At 61.9% G+C, this 24,603-nt stretch carries 22 protein-coding genes and 2 tRNA genes; 9 read left to right on the forward strand and 15 right to left on the reverse strand.

All coding sequences use genetic code 11. The annotated features are described in order from the left end of the window. Window positions 1-12: 12 nt before the first annotated feature. The 13 genes from LW136_RS10000 to LW136_RS10060 form a co-directional block, all read right to left on the reverse strand. Window positions 13-1,119, reverse strand: coding sequence for a glycosyltransferase family 4 protein (locus tag LW136_RS10000; RefSeq protein ID WP_230356797.1), 1,107 nt, complete (start codon window positions 1,117-1,119; stop codon window positions 13-15). A gap of 159 nt (window positions 1,120-1,278) precedes the next feature. Next, window positions 1,279-2,592 (reverse strand): hypothetical protein, encoded by a 1,314-nt coding sequence (locus LW136_RS10005; RefSeq protein WP_234175102.1) that lies wholly within the window; start codon window positions 2,590-2,592, stop codon window positions 1,279-1,281. A gap of 24 nt (window positions 2,593-2,616) precedes the next feature. Next, window positions 2,617-3,915, reverse strand: a complete 1,299-nt coding sequence (locus LW136_RS10010) for a hypothetical protein (protein WP_234175103.1) — start codon at window positions 3,913-3,915, stop codon at window positions 2,617-2,619. After that, on the reverse strand, window positions 3,809-5,119 hold the full coding sequence (locus tag LW136_RS10015; protein WP_234175104.1) for a glycosyltransferase family 4 protein: 1,311 nt from the start codon (window positions 5,117-5,119) through the stop codon (window positions 3,809-3,811). The genes LW136_RS10010 and LW136_RS10015 overlap by 107 nt, the downstream gene beginning before the upstream one ends. 44 nt (window positions 5,120-5,163) lie before the next feature. Further along, on the reverse strand, window positions 5,164-5,667 hold the full coding sequence (gene rfaH, locus LW136_RS10020; RefSeq protein ID WP_234175105.1) for a transcription/translation regulatory transformer protein RfaH: 504 nt from the start codon (window positions 5,665-5,667) through the stop codon (window positions 5,164-5,166). Window positions 5,668-5,720: 53 nt separating this feature from the next. Further along, window positions 5,721-6,464, reverse strand: coding sequence for a WbqC family protein (locus tag LW136_RS10025; RefSeq protein ID WP_234175106.1), 744 nt, complete (start codon window positions 6,462-6,464; stop codon window positions 5,721-5,723). A 22-nt stretch (window positions 6,465-6,486) separates the two neighbouring features. Continuing rightward, window positions 6,487-8,697 carry a polysaccharide biosynthesis tyrosine autokinase gene (locus LW136_RS10030; protein ID WP_234175107.1) on the reverse strand — a complete coding sequence of 737 codons (2,211 nt, stop codon included), beginning with the start codon at window positions 8,695-8,697 and terminating at the stop codon, window positions 6,487-6,489. Window positions 8,698-8,745: 48 nt separating this feature from the next. Beyond that, window positions 8,746-9,678 carry a glycosyltransferase family 2 protein gene (locus LW136_RS10035; protein WP_031298155.1) on the reverse strand — a complete coding sequence of 311 codons (933 nt, stop codon included), beginning with the start codon at window positions 9,676-9,678 and terminating at the stop codon, window positions 8,746-8,748. Continuing rightward, the gene (locus tag LW136_RS10040; protein ID WP_023446367.1) at window positions 9,647-11,209 is read right to left on the reverse strand and encodes a lipopolysaccharide biosynthesis protein; all 1,563 of its coding nucleotides are present in this window, start codon (window positions 11,207-11,209) and stop codon (window positions 9,647-9,649) included. Before LW136_RS10040 ends, LW136_RS10035 begins: the two co-directional genes overlap by 32 nt. Window positions 11,210-11,212: 3 nt before the next feature. Then, on the reverse strand, window positions 11,213-12,415 hold the full coding sequence (locus LW136_RS10045; protein ID WP_234175108.1) for a DegT/DnrJ/EryC1/StrS family aminotransferase: 1,203 nt from the start codon (window positions 12,413-12,415) through the stop codon (window positions 11,213-11,215). Between the two features lie 74 nt (window positions 12,416-12,489). After that, window positions 12,490-13,263 carry a hypothetical protein gene (locus tag LW136_RS10050; RefSeq protein ID WP_185745431.1) on the reverse strand — a complete coding sequence of 258 codons (774 nt, stop codon included), beginning with the start codon at window positions 13,261-13,263 and terminating at the stop codon, window positions 12,490-12,492. A gap of 860 nt (window positions 13,264-14,123) precedes the next feature. Then, window positions 14,124-14,200: transfer RNA gene (locus tag LW136_RS10055), tRNA-Met, on the reverse strand. Window positions 14,201-14,369: 169 nt separating this feature from the next. Further along, window positions 14,370-14,446, reverse strand: a tRNA-Met gene (locus LW136_RS10060). A 399-nt stretch (window positions 14,447-14,845) separates the two neighbouring features. Between LW136_RS10060 and LW136_RS10070 the strand changes: the two genes are divergently transcribed. The 3 genes from LW136_RS10070 to LW136_RS10080 all read left to right on the forward strand — a co-directional run bounded on the left by LW136_RS10070 (window position 14,846) and on the right by LW136_RS10080 (window position 16,549). Beyond that, complete coding sequence (locus tag LW136_RS10070) at window positions 14,846-15,166, forward strand: hypothetical protein (protein ID WP_102831881.1); 321 nt, start codon at window positions 14,846-14,848, stop codon at window positions 15,164-15,166. 28 nt (window positions 15,167-15,194) lie between these two features. Beyond that, a complete protein-coding gene (locus tag LW136_RS10075; RefSeq protein WP_102831542.1) occupies window positions 15,195-15,494 on the forward strand; it encodes a hypothetical protein in 300 nt (99 codons plus the stop codon). A gap of 80 nt (window positions 15,495-15,574) precedes the next feature. Next, on the forward strand, window positions 15,575-16,549 hold the full coding sequence (locus LW136_RS10080) for a tRNA dihydrouridine synthase (RefSeq protein ID WP_234175109.1): 975 nt from the start codon (window positions 15,575-15,577) through the stop codon (window positions 16,547-16,549). Window positions 16,550-16,554: 5 nt separating this feature from the next. Here LW136_RS10080 and LW136_RS10085 read toward each other — a convergent pair whose 3' ends face one another. Beyond that, window positions 16,555-17,301, reverse strand: a complete 747-nt coding sequence (locus LW136_RS10085; protein WP_234175110.1) for an SDR family oxidoreductase — start codon at window positions 17,299-17,301, stop codon at window positions 16,555-16,557. Between the two features lie 130 nt (window positions 17,302-17,431). On the opposite strand from LW136_RS10085, the gene LW136_RS10090 reads away from it, so the two are divergent. Continuing rightward, complete coding sequence (locus LW136_RS10090; RefSeq protein WP_272890989.1) at window positions 17,432-17,878, forward strand: Hsp20 family protein; 447 nt, start codon at window positions 17,432-17,434, stop codon at window positions 17,876-17,878. Between the two features lie 57 nt (window positions 17,879-17,935). Here the strand turns inward: LW136_RS10090 and LW136_RS10095 are convergent, their stop codons facing one another. Then, window positions 17,936-18,811: a LysR family transcriptional regulator gene (locus tag LW136_RS10095; RefSeq protein ID WP_003285298.1), complete on the reverse strand. Its 876-nt coding sequence runs from the start codon at window positions 18,809-18,811 to the stop codon at window positions 17,936-17,938. Window positions 18,812-18,964: 153 nt separating this feature from the next. On the opposite strand from LW136_RS10095, the gene leuC reads away from it, so the two are divergent. The 5 genes from leuC to LW136_RS10120 all read left to right on the forward strand — a co-directional run bounded on the left by leuC (window position 18,965) and on the right by LW136_RS10120 (window position 24,543). Further along, entirely contained in the window at window positions 18,965-20,392 is a 1,428-nt protein-coding gene (leuC, locus tag LW136_RS10100; protein WP_058065902.1) for a 3-isopropylmalate dehydratase large subunit, read from the forward strand. 11 nt (window positions 20,393-20,403) lie between these two features. Then, window positions 20,404-21,051, forward strand: a complete 648-nt coding sequence (gene leuD, locus LW136_RS10105) for a 3-isopropylmalate dehydratase small subunit (protein WP_234175111.1) — start codon at window positions 20,404-20,406, stop codon at window positions 21,049-21,051. 96 nt (window positions 21,052-21,147) lie between these two features. Beyond that, window positions 21,148-22,230, forward strand: a complete 1,083-nt coding sequence (leuB, locus tag LW136_RS10110) for a 3-isopropylmalate dehydrogenase (RefSeq protein WP_234175112.1) — start codon at window positions 21,148-21,150, stop codon at window positions 22,228-22,230. Window positions 22,231-22,284: 54 nt separating this feature from the next. Next, window positions 22,285-23,397 carry an aspartate-semialdehyde dehydrogenase gene (asd, locus tag LW136_RS10115; RefSeq protein WP_003301359.1) on the forward strand — a complete coding sequence of 371 codons (1,113 nt, stop codon included), beginning with the start codon at window positions 22,285-22,287 and terminating at the stop codon, window positions 23,395-23,397. 135 nt (window positions 23,398-23,532) lie between these two features. Then, entirely contained in the window at window positions 23,533-24,543 is a 1,011-nt protein-coding gene (locus LW136_RS10120; protein ID WP_234175113.1) for an aspartate-semialdehyde dehydrogenase, read from the forward strand. Window positions 24,544-24,603: the final 60 nt, after the last annotated feature.

Genomic DNA, 24,603 nt, shown 5'->3' on the forward strand with positions numbered 1-24,603 from the left:
ATTCGTCGGGCATCAGGGGCGGTCCGATGACCAGGCGATAAAGGACGGCGGGCTGGGTTTGCCCATTAGTGCCTTGTCGATCAGCTGCGACACGGTCTGCGCCGAGCGCTTCCAGGAGTAGCGCTCGACGTTGGCCAGGCCGAGGGTGCGCAGGTCGTCGCGCAGTCGCGCGTCCTGCAGCACGTGGCGCATGCAGCGGGCAATGTCCTCGATGTTCAGGGGCTCGAAATAGAGCACGCTCTCGCCGAGCACTTCCGGTATCGATGCGGCCCGCGCGGCGATCACCGGACACCCGCAGGCCTGGGCCTCCAGCGGCGGAATGCCGAAGCCTTCGTAGAGCGAAGGGAACACGAAGGCGGTGGCGCCCTGGTATTCGCGCACCAGCTGATCGTCGTTCAGCCGGCCGAGAATGCGTACGCGCGGATTGCCATCCATGCTGGAGGTGGAGCCGGAGAACACCGAGTGCGAGTCGCCGACTATATGCAGCTCCACGTCATCGAAGCCTTCCAGGCTGAGGAAGGCCGCGACCATCCGCGCGAAGTTCTTGTGCGCGTTCGGGGAGGACACCGCCAGTACGTATGGCCTGGCATTGCCGCTGCGATCCGCGCCACTCGGCGGATGGAACTTGGCCGCCACCGCATTGGGGACGACGCAGATCTTCTCGCTCGGGTAGCCGTAGTAGCGGGCGATTTCCTTGCGTGAGAAGTCGCTGACGGTGATCAGTGCCTTGATGCGCTTGAGCAGCAGCGGCGTGATGCCCTTGTAGACGCTGCGGAAGGTGCGCGAATAGCTTTCCGGATGGCGCACATAGGTGATGTCGTGATGGGTGGCGATCTGGTTGCGGTAGATCAGCGGTGCCGTGTTGCACAGTGACACCAGGGGCGGATAGCCATGGCGCGCCAGCCAGAGAGGCAGGTCCAGCTGTTCCCACAGATGCCCGTGGTTGCGGCCGATGCGCCGCACCTGCAGGCGCTCGGCGCTGGCGTGCATGCGGATATCGTCCGGTGCGACGAATGTCAGGTCCTTGCGCATGGCGGCAAGTTCCAGGCAGACCTGTTCGGCAAAACGTTGCACACCGCGGGTTTCCTGAGTCAGGAAACGGGCGTTGATGGCGATCATGTAGGGCTCTCCTTGCGGGGAAGGTGTGCGCTGCCAGGTGGCGGCTGGCGAAGCGATGCGTCGTGCTTGGCGGTCAATGTGGGTTGGCCCGCGCGTGCTGGTCCGGTTGCGTTTCGCCTGGGTGGCCGGTCGTGCGGTCAGTGCATGTTGCGACAGGGGTCAACCGTCGTTCTGCACCGCGCGCAGGCTGATGATTTTCGGGAATCCATCGAGCTCCACCTCGGTGCTGCAGGCCTGGCCTTTGCCCGGACACTTCCACTCGGTACTGGTCACCACACGGCCGTGCTGGGGCTGGGCGGTATTGATCAGCGCCACCTGACCCGCCTGGCCTTCGGTGTTCTGCAGCTTCACGGTCCGCGGCTTGCCGGTGCTCCAGGCGACCATCAGTTCATCGTCTCCGCGGGCGAATCGCAGCATCACCACGTCACCCGGGGTTTTCTCTTCGCGGCTGAGGAAGCTGTACTGGCTGACGATCTGGCTGATGGAGGCGAGCACCGAATAGGCCGGCTTGAGGGTGAAGTCCTGCCGTACCAGGCCGAAGTTGTGTTCGCGTTCGGTCTTGTCGGTGCCATCGTTGCGGAAGTCGTACCACCACATGCCCTTGATGCTCGGCAGTGTCTTGGCCAGGAAGAAGGCGCGGGCGAGGTAGGCCGCCTGCAGGCTTTCATCGATGCCGCATGCGCCCTGATGGGCAGGCCAGGCCATCTCCGTCAGGTAGAGCGGTACCGGGCGTCCGGCGGCGCGGGTCAGGTCCTTGTCGACCTCGCTCATCCATTCGATCCAGGCTTCCGGCGTGTTGCGTCGCCAGCCGCGGCAGTGCACGTAGGGGTGCAACGACAGGCCGTCGACCGATTGCATCAGGCCGTTCTCCAGCAGACGCAGGGCGAAACCGGAGTCGATACCCTGGCTGGTCACGGCGCCGGCGAGCACCTTGGCGTTCGGCGCGCGCTGCCGGATGATCCCGGACGCATCGGCGATCAGCCTCGCGTAATCCTGGGTGAACTCGGGGTCGCGCGGGTCCTCGACGTCCCATTCGTTCCAGATCTCGTAATAGGCGACCTTGCCTTTCAGTTCTTCGGTGATGAACTCGACATAGCGATTGAATGCCGCCCTTACCGGCTCGCTGCGGGGCTTTTCACCACCGCCGTAGTGCGAGTTGCCGTAGCCGAGGATGAACTGGGTGCTTAGCCCGTGAGCGGCTGTTGCCTTCAGGTAACGGTGCCAGGATGGCTCGATCTTCAATTGCCCAGGGCGGCGCTCGACGTAGGCCCAGTGAGCGTCGGTGCGCACGGAGGTGATGCCGGCATCGCGCATCATCGCGTAGGCGCGGCCGCTGGGGTCGCCCTTGTGCAGTTCATGGGCACAGACGCCGACCACGAAAGGCTCCTCGGTGGTCTGGGCCGGTGTAAACGGAGCAAGGCCAAGCAAGCCGCCCAGCAGCAGGATGTTGAGCGGGGTAGAGCGCTTCGTCATGTGGATCATCCGTGAAGGTAGGTCTCAGGTCAGGTGCTGCAACTCGGGCAGCCGTTGCGCCGCCAGGTTGTTGCTCGGGGCGCGGGCCGGGGTCAGCACGTGGGAGATCGCCAGGCCCAGGAACAGAGTGGCGATGGACACCTCCAGTACATCCGTGGCCCAGGCCACCAGGCAGATGCAGAAAACGATCGGCAGCAACGCGCTGCGCAGTCGCAGGCCCCGTTCATGCAGGCGCAGCATGAGCGGAAAGGTCAGCAGGTAGAGGAGCACACCGAACACGCCGAGCATGCCCCACAGGTACAGCGCGGTATTGTCGGCGACGCTCAGCAGCTCGAGGCCCGGTACGGGATAGACCTGTCCTGCGCTGCCCACCGCACCGAATCCCGCGCCCCACCAGCCCCATCCCTCGCGGGTGATGACCCCGATGAAGTTCGGCCAGCTGTTGATCAGACGGTCGGCGAATGAGGCCAGCAGCGAGCCGTTGTTCGCGGCGTTGGGGTCCAGGCTGAGCACCAGGCTAAACATCGGCAGCATCAGGCCGACCAGCACCGCGATCAGAAAGGCCGTGGCGCTGGCGAAGCGGTAGGCCGTGACGATCAGCATCAGCAGGGTCAGCACGTAGGCCGCCGCGGTGGATTTGTTGGTGGTCAGCACGATGCCGATCAGCGCTGCAATGTAGAGCATCAGGCGTAGCACGCGCGGCTGGATGAATGCGGCGATGAACAGGCTGTAGATCGCGATCATCACCGACAGCGCGGTGGACATGCGGGCGAAGCCGCCGATGCGGTCGATGTCGTCGAACGCCCACGAGCGGTTGGCGCTTAGTTCCACCTCGCCGACCATGTAGCTGTAGCCCTTCCACGGCACGCTGGTGAGCATGTCCAGCGCGATGCCGACGAAGCAGGCGATCAGGCAGAAGCCGATGATTCGGCGCAGCAGCCCGAGCCGCAACTCCAGATGGCGGCCGCAGATCAGACCGAACAGCAGCGGAATGTAGATGAACAGGCTGAAACCGATGTTGGCCAGCTCCGCGCCATGCATCAGTGCCAGCTGGGCGGAAGTGACAAGCCCCAGCAGCACCAGCCAGAACGCCGGCCAGCCGCGGTAGCGCAGCAGCTCCAGGCCCAGCGCGATCAGGCAGGCAATCTTGGGCAGGTACAGCAGCCAGGAAATCCCGGCCATGTCGAAGTAGTAGCGCAGTGCGCCGGAAAAGGTTTCAGTCAGCAGCAGCGAGGCGACGACAAGCGTCAACAATGTCGGCTTGTCGAAGGCCAACGGATTCGATTCGCGTCGCCGCGGGGTAATCAGCAGGCTCTGGTTCATGGTGGATTCTCGTTCCCTGAAGTGTTTCGCGCAGGATGGTCTGGTACTGATCCAGCATGCGTTCCATATCCAGCAGCGGCAGCACGCTGGCCCGTGCCTGGCTGGCGAGCCGCTGCCGCAGTGCGCCGTCGATGTAGAGCCAGAGCATGGCGATGCCGAGTGAGTCGGGATCATCGGGCGAGCAGAGCAGGCCGTTGCATTCGTCGCGGATGATCTCCGGCAGCCCGCCCATGTTGCTGGCGATCACCGGCAGGTTGTTGGCGCAGCCTTCGACGGCCACCAGGCCGAACGGCTCGCCCCACAGCGACGGCACCACCAGCACGTCGATGCTCTGCATGAACTCGTCGCTGTCGCAGTAGCCGAGAAAGCTGACCTTTTTCGGATCGGCCATGGCCTTCAGCCGGGCTTCGTAGTCCAGCTTGCCGCGCCCGGCGATATCCAGCCGCGCATCGATGTCCAGCCGCTGGAACTGCTCGATCAGCCAGCCGACGCCCTTGTTCTCCGACAGCGTGCCGATATAGCCGAAGCGCAGTGGATGGTTACTGCGCTGCCTGGGCTTGCTGCCCTGACCGGGGTTGGCCGGCGTGCAGTTGTGCACCACATGCTGGCGCGCGCCACTGAAATAGCCCTGTGCGGTGATGCGCTCGAGCACGAAGCGGCTGACACCGATCGCCGTGGCCACTTGCGCCGAGGCGCCGGCGTGGCGGAGACGGAACACCGAACACATACCGCACTGGCGCTGGCAGCTCTTGCCGTGGTTGAACATGGTGTCCTTCGGGCAGAGCAGGTACAGGTCGTGCAGTACCTGGACGATCGGCAGGCCGGCGGCGGTGATTTCGTCCCAGGCGGAAATCGACCAGCCGGTGAGGTTGTTGCAGACCACGATATCCGGCTGCTCCCGCGCGATCACATCGCGCACGTGGCAGCGCATGTCGCGGTTGTAGCGGTCGCGGTAGTGCCAGCCGAGGCGGGCGACGCGACTCGGGCGCTGCTGGGTGTAATGCCAGTAGCTGTTCGCCAGGTTGGCGCGATAGACCCGCACACCGTCCTGAATCTGCATGTTCAGCCCGGCATCCGGGCCGGTCGCCAGCACTGCCACCTCACAACCACGCCGCTGCAACCCTTCGGCCAGGTGCCGGAGGATGACTTCTGCGCCGCCGCCGACATGCGGGGTGTAGAACGCATTGAGGAATAGGATCTTCATCGGTTGGCTCGCTGATTGAACCTGTCAGGCTGCTCGCACCTGGGTCAGGGGTGGCACTGGAGATAGCGGGTGGGCACCCGGACCTTCTGTTCACGCTGCAACAGGTTGAGCAGGATGACCGAGCGCTCCTCGCCATCGCTGCTGACGAAGATCGCTTCGATATCGCTGAAGCTGCCGCCGCTGACCTGGACCCTTTCGCCGGGCGCGAAGGGCGCGGCGGCGGAGCTCTGCGGCTGGGCAAGACGTTGGCGCAGCTGTTCGATGAGTTCGTCGCGCACCGGTGTGGGCTGGCCGCCGAAGGTCACCACGCGGCTGACGCCGCGGGTGGATCGAATCGGGTACCAGTTGTCGTGGATGCAGTCGAGGCGGATGAACAGGTAGCCGGGAAACAGCGCCTCGCCGGACTTGCCGCCCTGGGCGCCGCGCGCGGGCGCCTTGATTGGCCGGTAGCACTCGAAGTGCTGACGCAGCAGGTGTTCCTCGGCGCGGGCTTCCTGACGCGGCTTGGTCTGTATCAGATACCAGCGCGCGGTATTGCTCGATGTCATGGGATTTCCTTCCCTGTTTGGCCTGCCCCAATCCGATGGCAGGCGAAATGTCTTCACGCCAGCGTCAGCGTTGCCCTTTTTTCCTGTCCCTCGACCACGCTGAAGCGCTGCAGCAGTTCCTTGACCTCTTCGCGGCTGTTGAACATCAGCACGTCGATGATCGACAGCGACGGAACGAACGGATGCCTGAGCTGCGGGTAGCCCACCTCATCCATGCGCAGGAAGCGCAGCAGCAGGCCGCCGGCGCGGAAGCGGGCCGGGCAGTACAGCTCCATGCCGCCGATGGGATTGAGGTAGAGCTCGCCATCCATGCGATGGGTGATCTGGATGACCCGGTCCTGCATGTCCATCTTCGCCGGCAAGCCGAGGCTGGAGCCGCGATAGATCGGCGTGCGGATGCCCAGGTAGGCGCAGAGGCAGCGCAGGGAGTTTTCGGTGAACAGCGCCAGATTGCGTTCCGGGCACTGCAGGATGCCGCGAATCAGCGGCAGCACCGCGTCGCGCTGGGGTGCCTTGGCGTAGCAGCGCTCGAGGGTCAGCATCAGGGCCGCGGCTTCCTTGTCGAAGTCGTCGCAGAGCCAGCGCTCGTTGATGCGCTCGGTCTGATGGCCCTTCTTCAGCGGAAAGCTGATCAGCTTGGGCTGGCCGTTGACGAGGATCCGGTTGCGGTTCATCCATGAGCCCCTGACGAATTGCAGGTCGTCGCCCAGCACGAACACATCGCTGAGCGCGATCAACTGAAAGTAGCCCAGGTACGGAAATAGGTAGGGCTGCATCATCGAGACGGTTCTGAGCATGGTGCACCTCCTTGTCTGGCGATCAGGCTTGCTGGGTGTAGGTGTAATAGCCGTAGGCGCCGCTGTCGTACGGCGAGGTCGAGGCCTTGCGCTTAACGGCATTGAGGATCACGCCCTTGAGCAGCACGCCGTTCTGCGCCAGCCGCCGCTTGGAGGCGTCGATCTGCGAGCTGGTGCTGAGGCCGAAGCGGGCCACCAGCAGGTTGGTCCCCGACTGCTGGGCGACCAATACCGCATCGGTGACGGCCAGCACCGGCGGCGTGTCGATGATGATGAAGTCGTAGAGCTTTTCCGCTTCGCGCAGCAGGCGGGAGAAGTTGTCGTGCATCAGCAGCTCGGACGGATTCGGCGCGGAGAACCCGGCGGAGATGAAGTGCAGGTTCTTCTGCTCGGTGCGGTTGCTGATCTCGGCCAGGCTCAGGCCGCTGGCCAGCGCATCCGACAGCCCGTGACGCGGCGCCATGCCAAACAGCGTGTGCAGGTAGCCGCGGCGCATGTCGGCATCGATCAGCAGCACGCGCTGGCCGGTCTGCGCGATGACCGCGGCGAGGTTGCTGGAGACGAACGACTTGCCCACCGACGGCGTCGGGCTGGTGATCATCAGCACCTTGTTGCGCGCCTCGAGCATGGCGAACTTGAGGCTGGTACGCAGGCTGCGCAGCGATTCAACGGCCAGATCGGTCGGCTCGGTGAGGCTGAGCAGTCGGGTCTTGCCGTCGCGGCTCTTGCGGCTGCGATTGAGCTGATCCTGAGAGGCGCTGTAGGGCAGGCCGGCATAGACCGGTACGCCAAGCTTCTCGATCACGTCCGGGCTTTCCACACCGCGGTAGAAGGCCTGGCGCAGCAGGATGACTGCCGCCGAGACGAGCAGGCCGACGAAGATCGCGATGGCCACCACCAGCGGTTTGACCGGTTTCGACGGCTTCTCGATCATCGAGTAGGCGTTGTCGATGATGCGCACGTTGCCGATGGTGCCGGCGCGCAGGATGTCTTGCTCCTGTGCCTGGTTCATCAGCAGCGTGTAGGTCTGGGTCGTGACTTCCAAGTCACGTTGGAGGCGCAGCAACTCCTGCTGCGTCATGGGGAGGGCGTCGACCTTCTTCAGCAGCTGGGCTTTCTGCGCCTGCAGCTCGTTCATCTGGGTGATGAGCGTGCGATAGGTCGGGTGCTCGCGGGTATAGAGGCGGTCGTACTCCACGCGTTTGAGAGACAGCTCGGAAATCTGCGTTTCCAGCGCGACGATCTGGTCGAGCACGCCCTTGGTTTCGATGCTGATATCCACCGACTTGGAGCTGGTCTGGTAGGCATTCAGCGCCGCCTCGGCCTTTTCCAGTTCCTTGCGCACCTGCGGCAGCTGCGAGCGCAAAAAGTCCAGACGCTGGGCTGCTTCCGCCGAGCTTCGCTGGATGTTCTGGCTGACGTACAGCCGACTGATCTCGTCCAGCACCTGATTGGCCAGTTGCGGGTCCGGGTCTTCCAGTGACATGTAGATGATCCCCGAATCCTTGCCGGCCTCACCGACCTTCAGGCGATTCTGGTAGTCCAGCGCGGTGGTCTGCGGACGGTTGCGGACCAGCGCGAACTCGGTGCCCGGACGCGCGTCCAGCTGGGCGATCTGCACCTTGAAACCCTGGTTCTCCACCGCCTGATTGACCTGGCCACGCAGGATCGGCTCGTGCTCGTCGTCATGCAGGGTGTAGGCCCCGGCGGTGCCGGCGACCAGTGTCAGCTCCACGCCCAGATAGGCTTCGGGCACATCGAGCTGGAACACTTCGAGCTTTTCCCCGCCCCAGGCGTAGCTGCTCAGGCCGAACAGCGGGGCGGCCAGCGCGCCATCGGTCGCCGGGTCGTGCCGGCGCGCCATGAAGGCGCCGAACACCGGGAAATGACGGGGCTGGGCGACGATGTAGAGCTTGAGCTCCTCGACAGCCTTGCCGAGCACCGCGCGGGATTTCAGCAGGGAGATCTCGGTAACCGCCTGGGACACCGAATCCGGCCGGGCCGATACTTCCGGTACGCCGGTGATGGCGGCTTTTTTCGGTTCGATCTGGATCATCGCCGTCGCCTGGTAGATCGGCGTGGCGATCAGGGCGTAGAGCACGCCCAGCGCAGCGAAGAAGCCGGTGATGGTGATGATCAGCGCCTTGTGGTCATAGGCGGTGCGCATTATCCCGGCAAGGTCGATGCGGTTGTCCGCGTCATATTCCAGCGAAGAGCGGGTCAAGGCAGTCATTGGGAATCCTTCCTCATGGTGCTATGTGCAAAGAAGCGGGGTAGGCGGTCAGCTCCTGGCCAGCCGTGGGCTCAACCGACGCAGCAGGTTGAGGCTGATGTTCTGGGCGATGGTCGAGAGCGCCTGGATCTTGCTGAACGGCGAGATCAGCGAGAGGCACTCGCCGAACACCTGGATCAGGAAGTACTCGTAGAGCGCGTTGTTGCCGATGCGGCTGTAGTAGCGCGCCAGCGAGTAGTGGGCGTGCATGGCCATCTGGATGCGTTGCCGGCTCGGCTGCATGGAGAAGATGCCGCCCTCGTGCACGCGGTAGGCGGCCGGGCTGATAGTTTCCAGGAACTTGCCTTTGCCGTAGGCGCCGAGCAGCGACCACCAGCAGATATCCAGCACTTTTACGCCTAGCAGTTCCGGCGGCAGCTCCTGCACCAGATTGCGAAAGCACACGGTGAGCGTCGAGAGCGGGCGACCCTGCATCAGCTCCTGCGCGGTGGCGTCCTTGCGCAGCTTTCCGGTCAGTTGCGGGCTCTGGATGATGCCCTTGCTGTTGAACATGAAGGCATCGTGATAGGTGATCACGTAGTCACGATGCTGCTCGAGGAAGTCCACCTGCTGCTGCAGTTTGGTCGGGTCGGTCCAGTAGTCGTCGCCTTCGCAGTAGGCGATGTACTTGCCCCCGGCGCGGGCGAACAGGCGCGTGCTGAACGGCTCGCCGAGGCTGAACTGGTTCTGCGTCTGATAGATCGGCTTGATGATGCGGGGGTAGCGCGCCGCGTAGTCGGCGATGATCGCGGCGGTGGTGTCGGTCGAGGCGTCGTCGTGGACGATCACCTCGAAAGGGAAATCCGTTTCCTGCTGGAGGAAGCTCTCCAGCGCCTTCCTGATAAAGGATGCGTGGTTGTAGGCCAGGCAGACGACGCTCAGCAGCGGCTCGGTCTTGCCGCCCCAGCGTTCAATCAAGGCTTGCTCGCTCTTCAATTCCATTTTTGGACGCTCGTTTGGTGATGAGTAGGTGAAGCTTGAGTCGCAGTGATTTCGAGGTGGCCGCGACCAGCGCCAGGCAAATGAATCCGCTTACGGCCAGCGCCATCAGCATGTCGAAGCGGTTGTCGCTGGCGATCAGCAGGAACAGCGGCTCGCCCAGCGCCACGCCGATCAGGGTCGCGGCGGTGATTCGCAAGATGTCACGCGTCCAGATGCCCTGCAGGCCGGGCGAGAAACGCCGATGCACCACCGGAGGCCAGATCACGAAGGTCGCCAGGCGCAGGAAGAACCAGGCAAGCGCCGCGCCATAGGCGCCGTGGGTGAGCGCTGCGTAGATCACGATCGGCACGCTGATGGCGGTGGAGACCACGCTGTACCAGATATGCAGGCGCAGCCGGCCATAGGCGTACTGCAGGTAGAACTGAAAGGCACCGACCGCCATCAGCGCGCTGCCCGGCACATACCAGAACAGCATGCGCTCGCTCCACTGCGCCGCGCCCGCGTCGCCGGTCCAGGCGAGGATCAGGGCATGCCCGTGCCAGGCGATCACCGCGGCCATCGGAAACAGCACGCTGCAGACGAAGCGGGTGGCGTTCAGGTACAGCCGCTCCATTTCGGCGATCCGGCCCTCGGCCACGAGCATGGTCATGCGCGGCAACAGCGTCTGCACCAGGGGGTTGGTCAGGGTCATGATGCCGGTGGTGATCAGCGCCACCAGCGAGAAGTAGCCGTACTCCTTGAGCAGCAGCACCTTAGAAAGCAGCACCTTGTCCAGCTGGGTCAGCACGATCCACAGCAGCGAGGTGAAGAACATGCCGCCGGCGAAGGGCAGCACCGGCCGCACCACGCGCCAGTCGATGCCACTGAGCAGCCTCGGGCTGGACAGCTGTATGTAGGCCTTGCTGGCGAAGGCAAGCGTTTCCACCAGCGCCACGGCGGTTTGAAACAGGAAGAAGTCCAGCGGTTCCTGCGAGACATAGGCGACCAGAAACAGGCCGCCGAGGTAGCGCAAGGTGGCGATCAGGGTGTTCGTTGCGTTCAGCCAGCCGTGCAGTTCGACGCCCTGCAGCCCGCTCTTGTACAGCGTCGCGTAGAGCCTCAGCGCGACCATCAGGCCCATGAGGCTGATGCACTGCATGATGGTGCCGGTGCTCAGTTCCCGCGCCTGCAGCCAGGCCCCGGCGATCCAGCCGCTGCCCAGGTAGATCGCCACGCAGGTCGCCAGGGCGATCGGCAGCAGCAGCAGCTCGAACGAACGCAGCAGCCGCCCTGCAGGCCCAGCCGCGGTGCTGAGATCGCCCTGGCCGCGGTAGTGTGCCACCTGCCGCACCAGTGCCGGCGACATCCCGGCATCGAGCAGCTGCAGCCAGGCCTGAAGTACCGCGAAGAAGCCAATCAGCCCGTAGGCTTCGGCGCCCAGATGCTTCAGATAGAACGGCAGGATCAGAATGCCGATCAGCAGGGCGTAGGCCTGGCCGAGGTAGTTCAGGCTGGTGTTGCGGATCACCGATAACCGCTTGGGATCTGACATGAGTTACTGCTGGCCTCCAGTGGTCAGGGGCATGCGCGGGTAATCCGAACCTGGCAGGCGCTCCACGCCGCTGAACAGCCCGAACGCATCGGCAAAGGGCTGGAACAGGGACCGGTTCGACTGTTCGCTGTGGATCGCTTCCTGGATCAGCGTCTGCATGACCTTTTCCTGCACCTTGCGCGGCAGCCCGGGGTAGATCGGCAGGCACAGCACCTTGCGGCTCAGGGCCCGCGAGCGTGGCTGCGGCACTTGCGGCTGCAGATGATCGAGCGTGTCCAGCGACGGGTAGAAGTAGCGGCGGGGGTTGATGCCGTTCTCGTTCAGTTGCGAGCGGCAGCGCAGGAGCTGGCTTTCGTCGGCGAGGGCAACGGGAAAGTAGCTGTAGTTGCACTGGGATTCCGGCTGCGCCCGTTGCAGATCGAAGTGTTCGCCAAGGCGGCGCTCGTAGCGATGGCCGATCTCTGCCCGGCACTCGAATATCAGCTCGATATCGTCGAGCACGCACATGCCCATCGCGGCGGAGAACTCGTTGAGCTTGGCGTTGATGCCGATGCCTTCGATCTGGTCGGTATCGACGATGCCGAAGTTGCAGAGCAGGCGTATGCGTTCGGCCAGGGCGTCATCGTTGGTGACGATGGCGCCGCCCTCGATGGTGTGGAACAGCTTGGTTGCATGGAAACTCAGCGTGCTGATATCGCCCCAGTCGTAGACCGAGCGACCCTTGTGACGAACGCCAAACGCATGGGCGCCGTCGTAGATGACTTTCAGGTTGTTCTTGCGCGCGATCTGCTCGATGCGTTCCACATCGCAGGGGTTGCCGAACACATGCGTGGCGACGATGGCGGAGGTGTCGGGCTGGATATTTCGCTCGATCTGCTCCGGGTCCAGATTCCAGGTTGCGGGGTCGATGTCGACGAAGAGCGGCTTGATGCCTTCCCACTGCAGCGAGCTGGTGGTGGCAACGAAGCTGAAGGGCGTGGTGATGGCGCTGCCCGTCAGCCCCAGCGCACGATACGCGACCTGCAGTGCGATGGTGCCATTGTTGGTGAGGATGATGTTCCTCACCCCGAGGTAGTCCTTGAGTCGTTGCTCCAGTGCGGTTACCAATGGTCCGTTGTTGGTGAGCCAGCCGGTGTTGTAGATCCTGTCTATGTAAGCCTTGAACTTGTTCTTGCTGCCCAGGTATGACTTGGTCACGTTGATCATGATGATTTCCTTATCGAAGCTCAGCCACCCTGGATGGCATCCGGGGATTCTCGCCGGGTAAATGCGGGTGGGCGTCACACCGCTTGCTGTGCGCCTATTGCGCTGGCCCGACGCGCCCTGCGTTGGTTGTGCCTGAGGATCATTCGGGTCATCAGGCTGCCGGCGTGGGGATCGCCGTAATGGAAGATGGCGGTGGCGCGCAGCTGCGCCGGATCGCAGGGTTCGTTGGCGTGCAGCGATCGATAACCCCAGAACAGGTAGAGATTGCCCGGCACCAGTTGCAGGCGCTGTGGCTTGAGCAGGCCGACGCCTATGGCGCGGGTGATCACTCGGCGACTCAGCTTGTTTTGCAGCAGCGCCTTCTCCAGCACATTCACCAGCACGTACTTGCGGAGCCTGCGCAGGTTTGGAAAAAGCAGCAGATCGCCGCGCTGGTCGCCTTCCTGCGGGATTTCCACAGGTAGCAATGCCGTTACCAGAGAAGCGTCGTAGTGGAAGCAGTTCGACTCCTTGCGTCCTGTCTGCCCCTGCACGCATCGCATCACCAGGTAGATGCGCTTGCTTGGCGCCGCCTTGCCAGCGCCGAGCTGATACACGTCGTCCAGCAGCGACTGGAACTCTGGCGCGCTGCTCAACGTGGCAAGCAGCGAGCCCGCAACCTGTTCACCGTCGTGATGAGCGAAATATTCCCCGTGATGCTGTCGAGCCTGCTCGTAAACTTGCTCGCGCAGTTGAGTTAGTTGCAGATTGTTCAAGTAGCCGGGTATGCAGGCGTAGCCATTCTGATTGATATCCCGCGCAATCAATGCCTTGTCCTGATCTTCCGTTCCATAAAAGATTGTTGACACTGTAGTTCTCCCTGCGCAAAGGCGAGGCGAAACGGTTTGTCGAACCGCAGCTATTGCCGCGCCGCTGCTGATCGGCGTCCTGGGTGGGAATAAAGAATTTCGGCGTAATGCCTGGGCAGTAGGCTTTTAGCCTGTGACGAAAGTTAATGCTGATCTAAATATTCTTTTATTTAGACAAAGCTACCGCCATCGACTTATTTACATGTCGATTTGAATAACTTGTACGTATTCCCCGTCATCTGCGATCGGCCAACGTCCGCGTGTGACCTTGAGAGAATCGGGCATGGCTACCGCACTCCGGGCACTCTGCGAGCCCCGGCTCTCTCAATGCTTATGGCGAACGAGCCCGCATCGCTTTATTAAAAGCGATACTAATCAGGCAGGGGGTTTAACTCTTGCGCCGCAAAACTTGACCTGTCCAGTTGGTCTTAAACCGCTCTGCAACGTATTGCTCCCTGTTGCAACTAGATATCCGTCATAACGTGAACCAAGTCAAGCTAGGGAGCCAAAAAAAAGTTGCAGATGGACGTCGCGAGGTGTTTAGAAGAGCCAACTAATTGAGTTGAAAGGAGTTTTGTTTTTGACGCAGGCTGGCCTAGAGCTATCATCAATGGTTATAGCGAATGCGGTAATTAGCTCTAAGCTGAATAAACCATCTGCTCCTTTGCTGGCCATAAATGACGTATGCATAAACAAAGGGAATATTATTCCGACTATGCTGAGCAACTATTCCGATAAAGAGTTAATTCTACGGACCTGTTGTTACAAGACGCGGCTTACTGGCCGGAGAGGGGCGCTGGTCTGACAAAAAAGACGCGCAAACGAAAAAGGCCACTCGTCTGAGTGGCCTTTTCGTGATTTGGTTGCGGGAGCCGGATTTGAACCGACGACCTTCGGGTTATGAGCCCGACGAGCTACCAGACTGCTCCATCCCGCGTCTGTAGGGCGCATTCTACAGCCCGATTACCCGTTGTCAATCAAAAGGAAGGAAAAAAGCGTATTTTATTCAAAAGGTTAGCGATTCATGCGAGGTCTGCTGCCAACACGAGCGTCTCAGAGTTTTGCGCGCACAAAAAAAGGCCACTCATCTGAGTGGCCTTTTAAATTGGTTGCGGGAGCCGGATTTGAACCGACGACCTTCGGGTTATGAGCCCGACGAGCTACCAGACTGCTCCATCCCGCGACGCGCATTCTACAGCTTTAAACGCGGCTGTCACGGGTTTATTTGAAATCAGATGGGAATACCGATCAGGCGTGCCATGAGGGCAGGGTGCCGGGAGCTGCTGTCTGGTGTGGTAGACACTGTTTGATTGCCGGGCGAGCCTGCGGCGGGTGATGGCGACGAGCGATCCTCATCATGCCCCAGAGCATGGAGAGCGCTACCGACAGCCAACCCAGGATCATCATCAGGAGTATCAGCGCAGGTTCCATCTGGAGCTTCCTCTTTGAATCCAATATTCGTCCTTGTGGTTGTGACCCCGCTCGCTGAAAGCGGTTCCGGCATGCCATCGGTCGCTCGCCGGCGCACTCCTTGGAATCGCCGCTGCCCAAGTATCAAGTGGATGATGCGGAGGTGTCGGACATGCGTATTCAGCTTGGTGTGCTGGTTGCAGCGCTTGCTTCAACAGTCAGCGCGCAGGATCTGGAGCGACCGTTCGCTGATATCCCGTTGGCTCAGAACACGGGCGCGGCGGATCGCGGCGCCGCCGGCAATGGCTCGATGGGCATTGGCGGCGGTATCGACTATCTGGAGGATGACCAGAGTCAGTCTGAGGCAGGTGACGCATCCTCCAAGAAGCCAGCGGCGGAGCAGTACGACGACACGGCCGAACCCGGCCATGGTGGCAATGAGACCGACATGGAGCACCGTCGCCGTCCCAAATTGGAAAGGCGTAGTGACTAACGCAGTCGTTCATTGATAGGAGGTAGCCATGAATTGGGCACTCACAGTGGTAACAGTATTGCTTCTGGCGGGTTCTGTCGGGGCGTATGCCGGTTCGGCGGAGAACGCCGATGACACTCGTCGTCCGGGAGCTGCAAACGAAAGCTCAGTTGAATCGAGCGAGCGTTCCGACCAGCACAGGGAAAAGTTTGAAGGCCATGACGGTCGGGACCATAAGGCGCAGCAGGGCAGTGACCTGGGCACTATGGGAACGGGTAATACCGGAACCACAGGCGGCATGGGAGCCACCACGGGAACCGACACCATTGGCGGGACCATCGAAGAATAGCCTGCTACCGGCCACGCAACATTCATAAAGCGGTCAGGCATCCGTACAATGCCCAACCTTTCAACATCTATTGGCCTGGTATGCAGATCGCTTTGGCGCCCATGGAGGGGCTGGTCGACGAAATCCTTCGCGACGTTCTGACTCGGATGGGTGGTGTCGACTGGTGCGTCACCGAGTTTATCCGGGTGTCTGATCGCCTGCTGCCGCAAAGCAGCTTTCGCAAACTCGCACCCGAACTACGGGATGGCGCCGTTACTCGCGCGGGAACCCCTGTGCGCGTTCAGTTGCTGGGCTCAGATCCCGCCTGCCTGGCTGATAACGCCGCCTATGCCTGCTCCCTGGGCGCACCCGCCATCGATCTGAATTTCGGTTGCCCGGCCAAGACGGTTAACAAGTCCCGCGGCGGGGCCATCCTGCTCAAGGAGCCTGATTTGCTGCACGCCATCCTCTGTGAGGTACGGCGAACTGTGCCGGCGCACATCCCGGTCACCGCCAAGATGCGCCTGGGTTTCGACAGCCCGGACGGTGCACTCGATTGCGCTCGGGCGCTGGTGGACGGCGGGGCAGGTCAGTTGGTGGTGCATGCGCGAACGAAGGTCGAAGGCTACAAGCCGCCGGCGCATTGGGAATGGGTGGCTCGCGTGCAGGAAGTCGTCGTGGTGCCGGTATACGCCAACGGCGATATCTGGTCGCTGGAAGACTGGCGTCGCTGTCGAGAAGTCAGCGGGGCGGAAAACATCATGCTGGGTCGCGGGCTTGTTTCGCGGCCAGACCTGGCACGGCAGATCGCCGCCGCCGAACAGGGGCAAAGCATCGCCGAGATGAGCTGGGCAGAGTTCCAGCCCACGTTGGTGGACTTCTGGCAGCAGGCGCGGGGCAAGATCGCGCCACGCTATGCGCCCGGCAGACTGAAGCAGTGGCTGGCTTTGCTTACGCGCAACTACCCCGAGGCGGTGGCGCTTTTCGCTGCGCTGCGTCGGGAAAACGACTGCGCGCGGATAGACACGATGCTCGGTGTCAATACCATGGGTATTCCGGTGGCGGCGCTGGGTTAGACCGATCAGCGTCCGCCGCTGACGTCCAGCAACGCGCCGGTGGTATAGCTGGCGCGCTCACTGGCGAGCCAGAGTATGGCCTCGGCAACTTCCTCGGCTTGCCCGCCGCGCCCCATGGGCACGCTTGCCTTGACCCGCTCGATGCGATCCGGCTCGCCGCCGCTGGCGTGAATCTCGGTATCGATCACGCCGGGTCGTACCGCATTCACCCGCATGCCTTCGCCGGCCACTTCCCTGGCCAGCCCGACCGTCATGCTGTCGATGGCGCCCTTGGCCGCGGCATAGTCGATGTACTCCCCAGGCGCACCAAGCTGCGCGGCGATCGAGGACAGATTGATGATCGAACCTCCCTGGCCGCCACGCTGAGTGGACATGCGCTTGATCGCCTCGCGCGCGCATAGAAAGCTGCCGATGACATTGGCACCGAGCACGCGCGTCCAGCGGGCGGCGTCCATCTGCTCCAGGCGCATCTGCTGTTCGAGCATGCCGGCGTTGTTGACCAGCACATCGAGGCGGCCGAACTCGCGATCGATCATGTCGAACATCTGCAGTACCTGGCTCTCGTCGGCGACATCGGCCTTGACGGTCATTGCCGATACGCCCGCAGCGCGGACCTGTTCGAGCACCTGTTTCACCGCGTCTTCGCGTTGGTGAAAGTTGAGGCACAGTGCGTAGCCCTGGTAGGCCGCCAGCCGGGCGGTGGCGGCGCCGATACCGCGGCTGGCACCTGTGATCAGCATGACTCTGGACATGGCAGTACCTCTCGTCGGCAGGCTCATTTTCTGTGCCTTGAAATCTGCAGAACGGTTCCTATCTAGAGATCAGCGGGATGCCGAAGGCGGGTCCCGCCTGTTTCAACTCGCTGATTTCAGGAGGTTTATCATGAGTTCGTTCCCCATGGCCCCTCTGTTCCGGCAATCCGTGGGCTTTGATCGTTTCAATGACTTGTTCGAGTCCGCCCTGCGTAACGACACCGGCAGCTCGTATCCACCCTATAACATCGAGAAACACGGTGACGACCAGTATCGAATCGTGGTCGCAGCCGCCGGCTTCGAGGAGTCCGACCTCGATCTGCAGGTCGAGCGCAGCGTGCTGACCATTAGCGGCGGGCGGCGCGAAAGCGAGACCGAGAATGTCACCTATCTGCATCAGGGAATCGCTCAGCGGGCGTTCAAGTTGTCGTTCCGGCTAGCCGACCACATCGAGGTGAAAGGTGCTGCGCTGAACAGTGGCCTGCTCAACATCGACCTGGTGCGCGTGGTGCCGGAAGAGGCCAAGCCCAAGCGCATCCCGATCAATGCCGATCAGCGGCCCGCGCTGGAGGGTTGATCTGCAAAGAAGAGAAGGGCGCCATAGGGCGCCCTTTCTCGTAGTTGTCTCGTCTGGTCAGTCACCGCGTTCAGCATCCAGCAGTGTCATGAACGCCCTGGCCGCATTGGACAGGGTGCGCTCCCGGTGCAAGATGTAGCCGAGTTGCCGGGTCAGCTGAATGCCTGGCAGAGGCAGGCTGACTACCTGTTCGTCGAGCATGCTGCGCGGTAACACGCTCCAGGCAATCCCGATGGAGACCATCATCTTGATGGTCTCCATATAGTTGGTGCTCATGGTGATATTGGGCGTCAGGCCCTCACGCTCGAACAGTCGCTGGGCGATGTGGTGAGTGAAGGTGTTGCCGCCGGGAAAGACGGCAGGATGGCCGGCAACGTCGGCCAGACGAATATCCGCCTTGCCCGCCAGCGGGTGCTCGGGCGCGACAACGAAATCCAGCGGGTCGTCCCATACCTTCATTGCCCGGACCGGCTCGGCAGTCTGCGGCGCCAGGGTGATGACCGCCAGTTCGGCGCGGCCATGCAGCACTTCGTCGTAGGCGACTTCCGAGTCGAGAAAACGAATATCCAGGCTGACCTGCGGATAAGCGCGGGTGAACGCGCGCAGCAAGGGCGGCAGGCGGTGCAGGCCGATGTGATGGCTGGTTGCCAGGCTCAGCCGGCCGCCAATGTCGCCGTTGAGGTTGGTCAAGGCGCGGCGGGTGTCGTCCAGTACATTCAGAATCTGATAGGCGCGGGGGAGCAGGGCTCTTCCTGCCTCGGTGAGGCCAATCTCGCGGCCAAGCCGGTCGAACAGGCGCACGTCCAGCTGTGATTCCAACGCGGCAATGCGTTTGCTGACTGCAGGCTGGGTCAGATGCAGGCGCTCGCCAGCCAAGGAAAAGCTGCCCGTTTCCGCGATGGCGATAAAGGCATTGAGGTTGGCCAGGTCCATGAACGATCTCTATCCGGTGATGATTCGGATTCCTGCAGGGAATGCTTGGGATGAAAAATATGAATTTGAGTAATTGAATGCAAGTCCCTAGCATCGTCCCCATAAGCGCAAGGGCTATTCGCCCCGCATAGAAAGCAGATGAGGAAAAGTCCGATGGCCGGCAAGACGCTCTACGACAAGCTCTGGGAAATGCACGAGGTGAAACGTCGCGACGATGGTTCGTCGCTGATCTACATCGACCGCCACATCCTGCATGAAGTGACTTCTCCACAAGCGTTCGAAGGTCTGCGTCTGGCCAACCGCAAGCCATGGCGCATCGACGCCAATATCGCCACGCCGGACCACAACGTTCCGACCACCAAGGGCGAGCGTCAGGGCGGCCTGGAAGCCATCGCTGACGAGGTCTCGCGCATCCAGGTGCAGACGCTGGACGAGAACTGCGACGATTTCGGCATCCTCGAATTCAAGATGAACGACGTGCGTCAGGGCATCGTCCACGTCATCGGCCCGGAGCAGGGCGCGACACTGCCCGGCATGACCGTGGTTTGCGGTGACTCGCATACCTCCACCCACGGCGCCTTCGGCGCGCTGGCCCACGGCATCGGCACCTCCGAGGTTGAGCATGTGCTCGCCACCCAGTGCCTGGTCGCCAAGAAGATGAAGAACATGCAGGTGCGCGTCGAAGGCAAGCTGCCTTTCGGCGTCACCGCGAAGGACATCGTGCTGGCGGTGATCGGCAAGATCGGCACCGCTGGCGGTAACGGCCATGCCCTGGAGTTCGCCGGCAGCGCGATTCGCGATCTGTCCATGGAAGGGCGCATGACCATCTGCAACATGTCCATCGAAGCCGGTGCCCGCGTAGGCATGGTGGCGGTGGATGAAAAGACCATCGCTTACGTCGAAGGTCGTCCGTTCGCGCCGAAGGGCGACGACTGGGACAAGGCGGTCGAGCTGTGGAAAGGTCTGGTCTCTGATGACGACGCGGTGTTCGACACCGTCGTCGAACTCAAGGCCGAGGACATCAAGCCGCAGGTCAGCTGGGGCACTTCGCCGGAAATGGTGCTGGCTGTCGATCAGAGCGTGCCGGACCCCGCAGCCGAAGCCGACCCGGTCAAGCGCGATTCCATCGTTCGTGCGCTGAAGTACATGGGCCTGGCGGCCAACCAGCCGATCACCGATATCAAGCTGGACCGCGTGTTCATTGGTTCCTGCACCAACTCGCGGATCGAGGATCTGCGTGCCGCAGCTGAGGTCGCCAAGGGACGCAAGGTGGCGGCGAACGTCAAGCAGGCGATGGTTGTGCCGGGCTCCGGCCTGGTGAAGCAGCAGGCCGAGGCTGAAGGGTTGGACAAGATCTTCGTCGAGGCTGGCTTCGAGTGGCGCGAGCCGGGTTGCTCCATGTGCCTGGCGATGAACCCCGACAAGCTGGGCAGCGGCGAGCATTGCGCCTCGACTTCCAACCGCAACTTCGAGGGGCGTCAGGGCGCCGGTGGACGCACACACCTGGTAAGCCCGGCTATGGCGGCCGCTGCGGCGGTAACCGGCCATTTCATTGATGTACGCGAACTGGTCCAGGCCTGAGGAGATAACGGATGAAAGCCTTTACCCAACACACCGGCCTGGTCTGTCCGCTGGATCGTGCCAACGTCGATACCGATCAGATCATCCCGAAGCAGTTTCTCAAGTCCATCAAGCGCACCGGCTTTGGCCCTAATCTGTTCGATGAGTGGCGCTACCTGGACGTCGGCCAGCCGAATCAGGATTGCTCGCAGCGTCCGGTGAACAAGGACTTCGTGCTGAACTTCCCGCGCTACCAAGGCGCCAGCGTGCTGCTGGCGCGCGAGAACTTCGGCTGCGGCTCCTCTCGCGAGCACGCGCCGTGGGCTCTGGAGGAGTACGGTTTCCGTACGATCATCGCGCCGAGCTTTGCCGACATTTTCTACAACAACAGCTTCAAGAACGGCCTGCTGCCGATCGTGCTGAAGGAAGAGGAAGTCGATGAGCTGTTCGCACAGGCCGAAGCCAACGAAGGCTACCAGCTGACCGTGGACCTCGCTGCGCAGGTCGTGACACGCCCGGACGGCAAGCAGTACGACTTTGAAGTCGATGCCTTCCGCAAGCACTGCCTGCTCAACGGCCTCGACGATATCGGCCTGACGCTGCAAGACGCGGACGCGATCAAGGCGTTCGAGACCCGTCACCAGCGGAGCCAGCCATGGCTGTTCGGCGCCATCAAGTGAGATAAGGGCAGGGTGGATGATGCGTCATCCATCCACTTGCAGGGTTTCGGTGGATGAACACAACGGCGTCCACCCAAGTGAAAATCGAGGAATGTGATGAGCAAACAGATTCTGGTTTTGCCCGGTGATGGTATCGGCCCGGAGATCATGGCCGAGGCGGTCAAGGTTCTGCAGCTGGCCAATGACAAGTTCCAGCTGGACTTCGAGCTGAGCTATGACGAGTTGGGTGGCGCAGCGGTCGACAAATATGGCGTGCCGCTGGCCGACGAAACCCTTGCGCGTGCACGTGCCGCCGATGCCATTCTGCTTGGCGCGGTGGGAGGCCCGAAGTGGGACAAGATCGATCCGGCCATTCGTCCCGAGCGCGGTCTGCTGAAGATTCGCTCCGAGCTGGGGCTGTTCGGTAACCTGCGTCCGGCACTGCTCTACCCGCAACTGGCCGATGCCTCGTCGCTGAAGCCTGAGATCGTGGCCGGTCTGGATATCCTCATCGTTCGCGAGTTGACCGGCGGCATTTATTTCGGCAAGCCGCGCGAAAGCAAGGTGCTGGAGAACGGTGAGCGCATGGCGTACGACACGCTGCCGTACAGTGAAAGCGAAATCCGTCGCATCGCCAAGGTCGGCTTCGACATGGCGATGGTGCGCAACAAGAAGCTCTGTTCGGTGGACAAGGCCAACGTGCTGGCGTCCAGCCAGCTGTGGCGTGCTGTGGTCGAGGAAGTGGCCAAGGACTATCCCGAGATCGAGCTGAGCCACATGTACGTCGACAACGCGGCAATGCAGCTGGTGCGTGCACCGAAGCAGTTCGACGTGATCGTCACCGACAACATGTTTGGCGACATCCTCTCCGACGAGGCATCGATGCTGACCGGTTCCATTGGCATGCTGCCGTCCGCCTCGCTGGATGCGGGCAACAAGGGCATGTACGAGCCGTGCCACGGTTCAGCGCCGGATATCGCTGGCCAGGGCATCGCCAATCCGTTGGCGACCATCCTGTCCGTTTCGATGATGCTGCGTTACAGCTTCAATCAGGTAGCGGCAGCCGATGCCATCGAGCAGGCGGTGAGTGATGTGCTCGATCAGGGCCTGCGTACCGGTGATATCTGGTCGGAAGGTTGTACCAAGGTCGGTACTCAGGTGATGGGCGATGCAGTAGTCGCGGCCCTCGCGAAGTTGTAATCTTCTGGCCCGCCTTAATCTGCGCGGGCCACTTTTTCTATAGGTGTAGTTGCGATGAAACGTGTAGGTCTGATCGGTTGGCGCGGTATGGTCGGTTCCGTGCTCATGCAGCGGATGCTGGAAGAGCGGGATTTCGACCTGATCGAGCCCGTGTTCTTCACCACTTCCAATGTCGGCGGCCAGGGCCCCGATATTGGCAAGGAAACCGCTGCGCTGAAGGACGCCTACAGCATCGACGAGCTGAAAGGCCTCGATGTGATCCTGACCTGTCAGGGCGGCGACTACACCAATGAAGTCTTCCCTAAGCTGCGTGAAGCGGGCTGGCAGGGCTACTGGATCGACGCGGCGTCCTCGCTGCGTATGCAGGACGATGCGGTGATCGTGCTCGATCCGGTGAACCGTCGCGTGATCGACCAGCAACTGGATGCCGGCACCAAGAACTACATCGGCGGCAACTGCACCGTCAGCCTGGCGCTGATGGGCCTTGGCGGTCTGTTCGAAGCCGGTCTGGTCGAGTGGATGAGCGCGATGACCTATCAGGCAGCCTCCGGCGCCGGCGCGCAGAACATGCGCGAACTGATCAAGCAGATGGGTGCAATCAATGCGGCCGTGGCCGATGATCTGGCCAATCCCGCCAGCGCGATCCTGGATATCGACCGTAAGGTGGCTGAAACCCAGCGTAGCGAAGCATTCCCGGTCGACAATTTCGGCGTGCCGCTGGCCGGCAGCCTGATTCCTTACATCGACAAGGAGTTGCCGAATGGGCAGAGCCGCGAAGAGTGGAAGGCGCAGGCTGAGACCAACAAGATCCTTGGTCGATTCAAGAGTCCGATCCCGGTTGACGGCATCTGCGTGCGCGTGGGTGCCATGCGTTGCCACAGCCAGGCGCTGACCATCAAGCTGAACAAGGATGTGCCGATCTCCGATATCGAAGGGCTGATCAGCCAGCACAATCCCTGGGTCAAGCTGGTGCCGAATCATCGTGATGCCAGCATGCAGGAGCTGAGTCCGGCCGCAGTCACCGGAACGCTAAGCGTGCCGGTCGGCCGTCTGCGCAAGCTCAACATGGGCTCGCACTACCTGGGCGCGTTCACCGTGGGCGACCAGCTGCTGTGGGGCGCCGCGGAGCCGCTGCGGCGCATGTTGCGTATCCTGCTGGAGCGTTGATGCGCTCTCGATGAAGTGCCAGACGCCGCGACTTGTTCGCGGCGTTTTCGTTTATGCGATGTGCCGCTCGGCGGCACTGGTTGCAGTGGTCTGCCATTTCGCTACAGTGCCGGTCCTTAGTGCGTGGAGGTGACGATGCCCACAGGTGTCGGTGTTGCGGTCGTAGGTGCGGTCAGCCTGGTAGGCGAAGCACTGGTCGAGGTGCTTGAGGAGCGGACGTTTCCGGTTGCCGAGCTGTATCTGTTGGGTGATAGCGAGGATGTCGGGCACACGGTGCCATTCAAGGGGCGGAATCTGCGTGTTGGCGAGGCGGATCGCTTCGACTTCAATCGGGCGCAGCTGGTGTTTCTGGTCGGTGCTTCGGAATTGGTGAGCGAGTGTCACGTCAAGGCAGTAGCGGCAGGCTGCCGAATCGTCGATCTGTCAGGCTCGATTCCCGTCAAGCAGCAGCTTTGCGTGGTGCCAGAGGTTAACGGCGGGCTGCTCGATTCGTTGCCCGATCAGCGCGCCATTGCCAGTCCACTGCCTGAAGCGGTCGCTCTGGCCATCGCATTGAAGCCGATCCAGCAACAGCTGGATTTGCATCGCGTGACTGTTACGGCCTGTTTGCCGGTATCAAGTCGTGGTGCGGCGGGCGTGAAGGAGCTTGCCCGGCAGACATCCGAATTGCTCAATGCGCGCCCTTTGGAGCCCCGAATATTCGGCCGGCAGATGGCTTTCAATATGCTCGCACAAGCCGAGGCGGTCGACGCGCAAGGATATGGAGCGCAGGAACGGCGTCTGGTTGAAGAGCTTCGTCAGCTCCTGGATATGCCTGAACTCGCCGTCTCTGTTACGTTCGTTCAAGCTCCGGTGTTCTTCGGAGAGAGCCTCATCGTCTCGTTGCAGGGTGGCGTCGAGGCCGATATGCCAGCGCTGTCTGCGGCTCTCGACGCGGCGCCAGGGGTTGAGCTGGTGGAGTCGGATGACTATCCGACAGCGGTTGGTGACGCAGTCGGGCAGGAGTCGATCTATGTTGGAAGACTTCGCAGAGGCATCTGTGATCCACGGGAAGTCAATTTGTGGATTGTGTCTGATAACGTGCGAAAAGGCGCGGCACTAAACGCTGTGCAGTCTGGTGAGTTGTTGATAAAAGACTATCTGTAAAAGATACTTACTGGTAATTCAAAGAATATTTCTAGCCGATGCGCTGAACGGCTTATCGCT

It is taken from the genome of Stutzerimonas kunmingensis, assembly GCF_021432085.1.
Taxonomy (GTDB): Bacteria; Pseudomonadota; Gammaproteobacteria; order Pseudomonadales; family Pseudomonadaceae; genus Stutzerimonas.

Excerpts from the sequence above, each read along its gene's own strand:
- leuC (WP_058065902.1), top strand. The coding sequence starts at position 18,965 with ATGGCCGGCAAGACGCTCTACGACAAGCTCTGGGAAATGCACGAGGTG.
- LW136_RS10075 (WP_102831542.1), top strand. The coding sequence starts at position 15,195 with ATGAATTGGGCACTCACAGTGGTAACAGTATTGCTTCTGGCGGGTTCT.
- LW136_RS10070 (WP_102831881.1), top strand. The coding sequence starts at position 14,846 with ATGCGTATTCAGCTTGGTGTGCTGGTTGCAGCGCTTGCTTCAACAGTC.
- LW136_RS10045 (WP_234175108.1), bottom strand. The coding sequence starts at position 12,415 with ATGATCAACGTGACCAAGTCATACCTGGGCAGCAAGAACAAGTTCAAG.
- LW136_RS10005 (WP_234175102.1), bottom strand. The coding sequence starts at position 2,592 with ATGACGAAGCGCTCTACCCCGCTCAACATCCTGCTGCTGGGCGGCTTG.
- LW136_RS10095 (WP_003285298.1), bottom strand. The coding sequence starts at position 18,811 with ATGGACCTGGCCAACCTCAATGCCTTTATCGCCATCGCGGAAACGGGC.
- LW136_RS10085 (WP_234175110.1), bottom strand. The coding sequence starts at position 17,301 with ATGTCCAGAGTCATGCTGATCACAGGTGCCAGCCGCGGTATCGGCGCC.
- LW136_RS10030 (WP_234175107.1), bottom strand. The coding sequence starts at position 8,697 with ATGACTGCCTTGACCCGCTCTTCGCTGGAATATGACGCGGACAACCGC.
- leuB (WP_234175112.1), top strand. The coding sequence starts at position 21,148 with ATGAGCAAACAGATTCTGGTTTTGCCCGGTGATGGTATCGGCCCGGAG.
- leuD (WP_234175111.1), top strand. The coding sequence starts at position 20,404 with ATGAAAGCCTTTACCCAACACACCGGCCTGGTCTGTCCGCTGGATCGT.
- LW136_RS10025 (WP_234175106.1), bottom strand. The coding sequence starts at position 6,464 with ATGCTCAGAACCGTCTCGATGATGCAGCCCTACCTATTTCCGTACCTG.
- LW136_RS10120 (WP_234175113.1), top strand. The coding sequence starts at position 23,533 with ATGCCCACAGGTGTCGGTGTTGCGGTCGTAGGTGCGGTCAGCCTGGTA.
- LW136_RS10035 (WP_031298155.1), bottom strand. The coding sequence starts at position 9,678 with ATGGAATTGAAGAGCGAGCAAGCCTTGATTGAACGCTGGGGCGGCAAG.
- LW136_RS10090 (WP_272890989.1), top strand. The coding sequence starts at position 17,432 with ATGAGTTCGTTCCCCATGGCCCCTCTGTTCCGGCAATCCGTGGGCTTT.
- LW136_RS10080 (WP_234175109.1), top strand. The coding sequence starts at position 15,575 with ATGCAGATCGCTTTGGCGCCCATGGAGGGGCTGGTCGACGAAATCCTT.
- LW136_RS10000 (WP_230356797.1), bottom strand. The coding sequence starts at position 1,119 with ATGATCGCCATCAACGCCCGTTTCCTGACTCAGGAAACCCGCGGTGTG.
- rfaH (WP_234175105.1), bottom strand. The coding sequence starts at position 5,667 with ATGACATCGAGCAATACCGCGCGCTGGTATCTGATACAGACCAAGCCG.
- LW136_RS10040 (WP_023446367.1), bottom strand. The coding sequence starts at position 11,209 with ATGTCAGATCCCAAGCGGTTATCGGTGATCCGCAACACCAGCCTGAAC.
- LW136_RS10010 (WP_234175103.1), bottom strand. The coding sequence starts at position 3,915 with ATGAACCAGAGCCTGCTGATTACCCCGCGGCGACGCGAATCGAATCCG.
- LW136_RS10015 (WP_234175104.1), bottom strand. The coding sequence starts at position 5,119 with ATGAAGATCCTATTCCTCAATGCGTTCTACACCCCGCATGTCGGCGGC.
- asd (WP_003301359.1), top strand. The coding sequence starts at position 22,285 with ATGAAACGTGTAGGTCTGATCGGTTGGCGCGGTATGGTCGGTTCCGTG.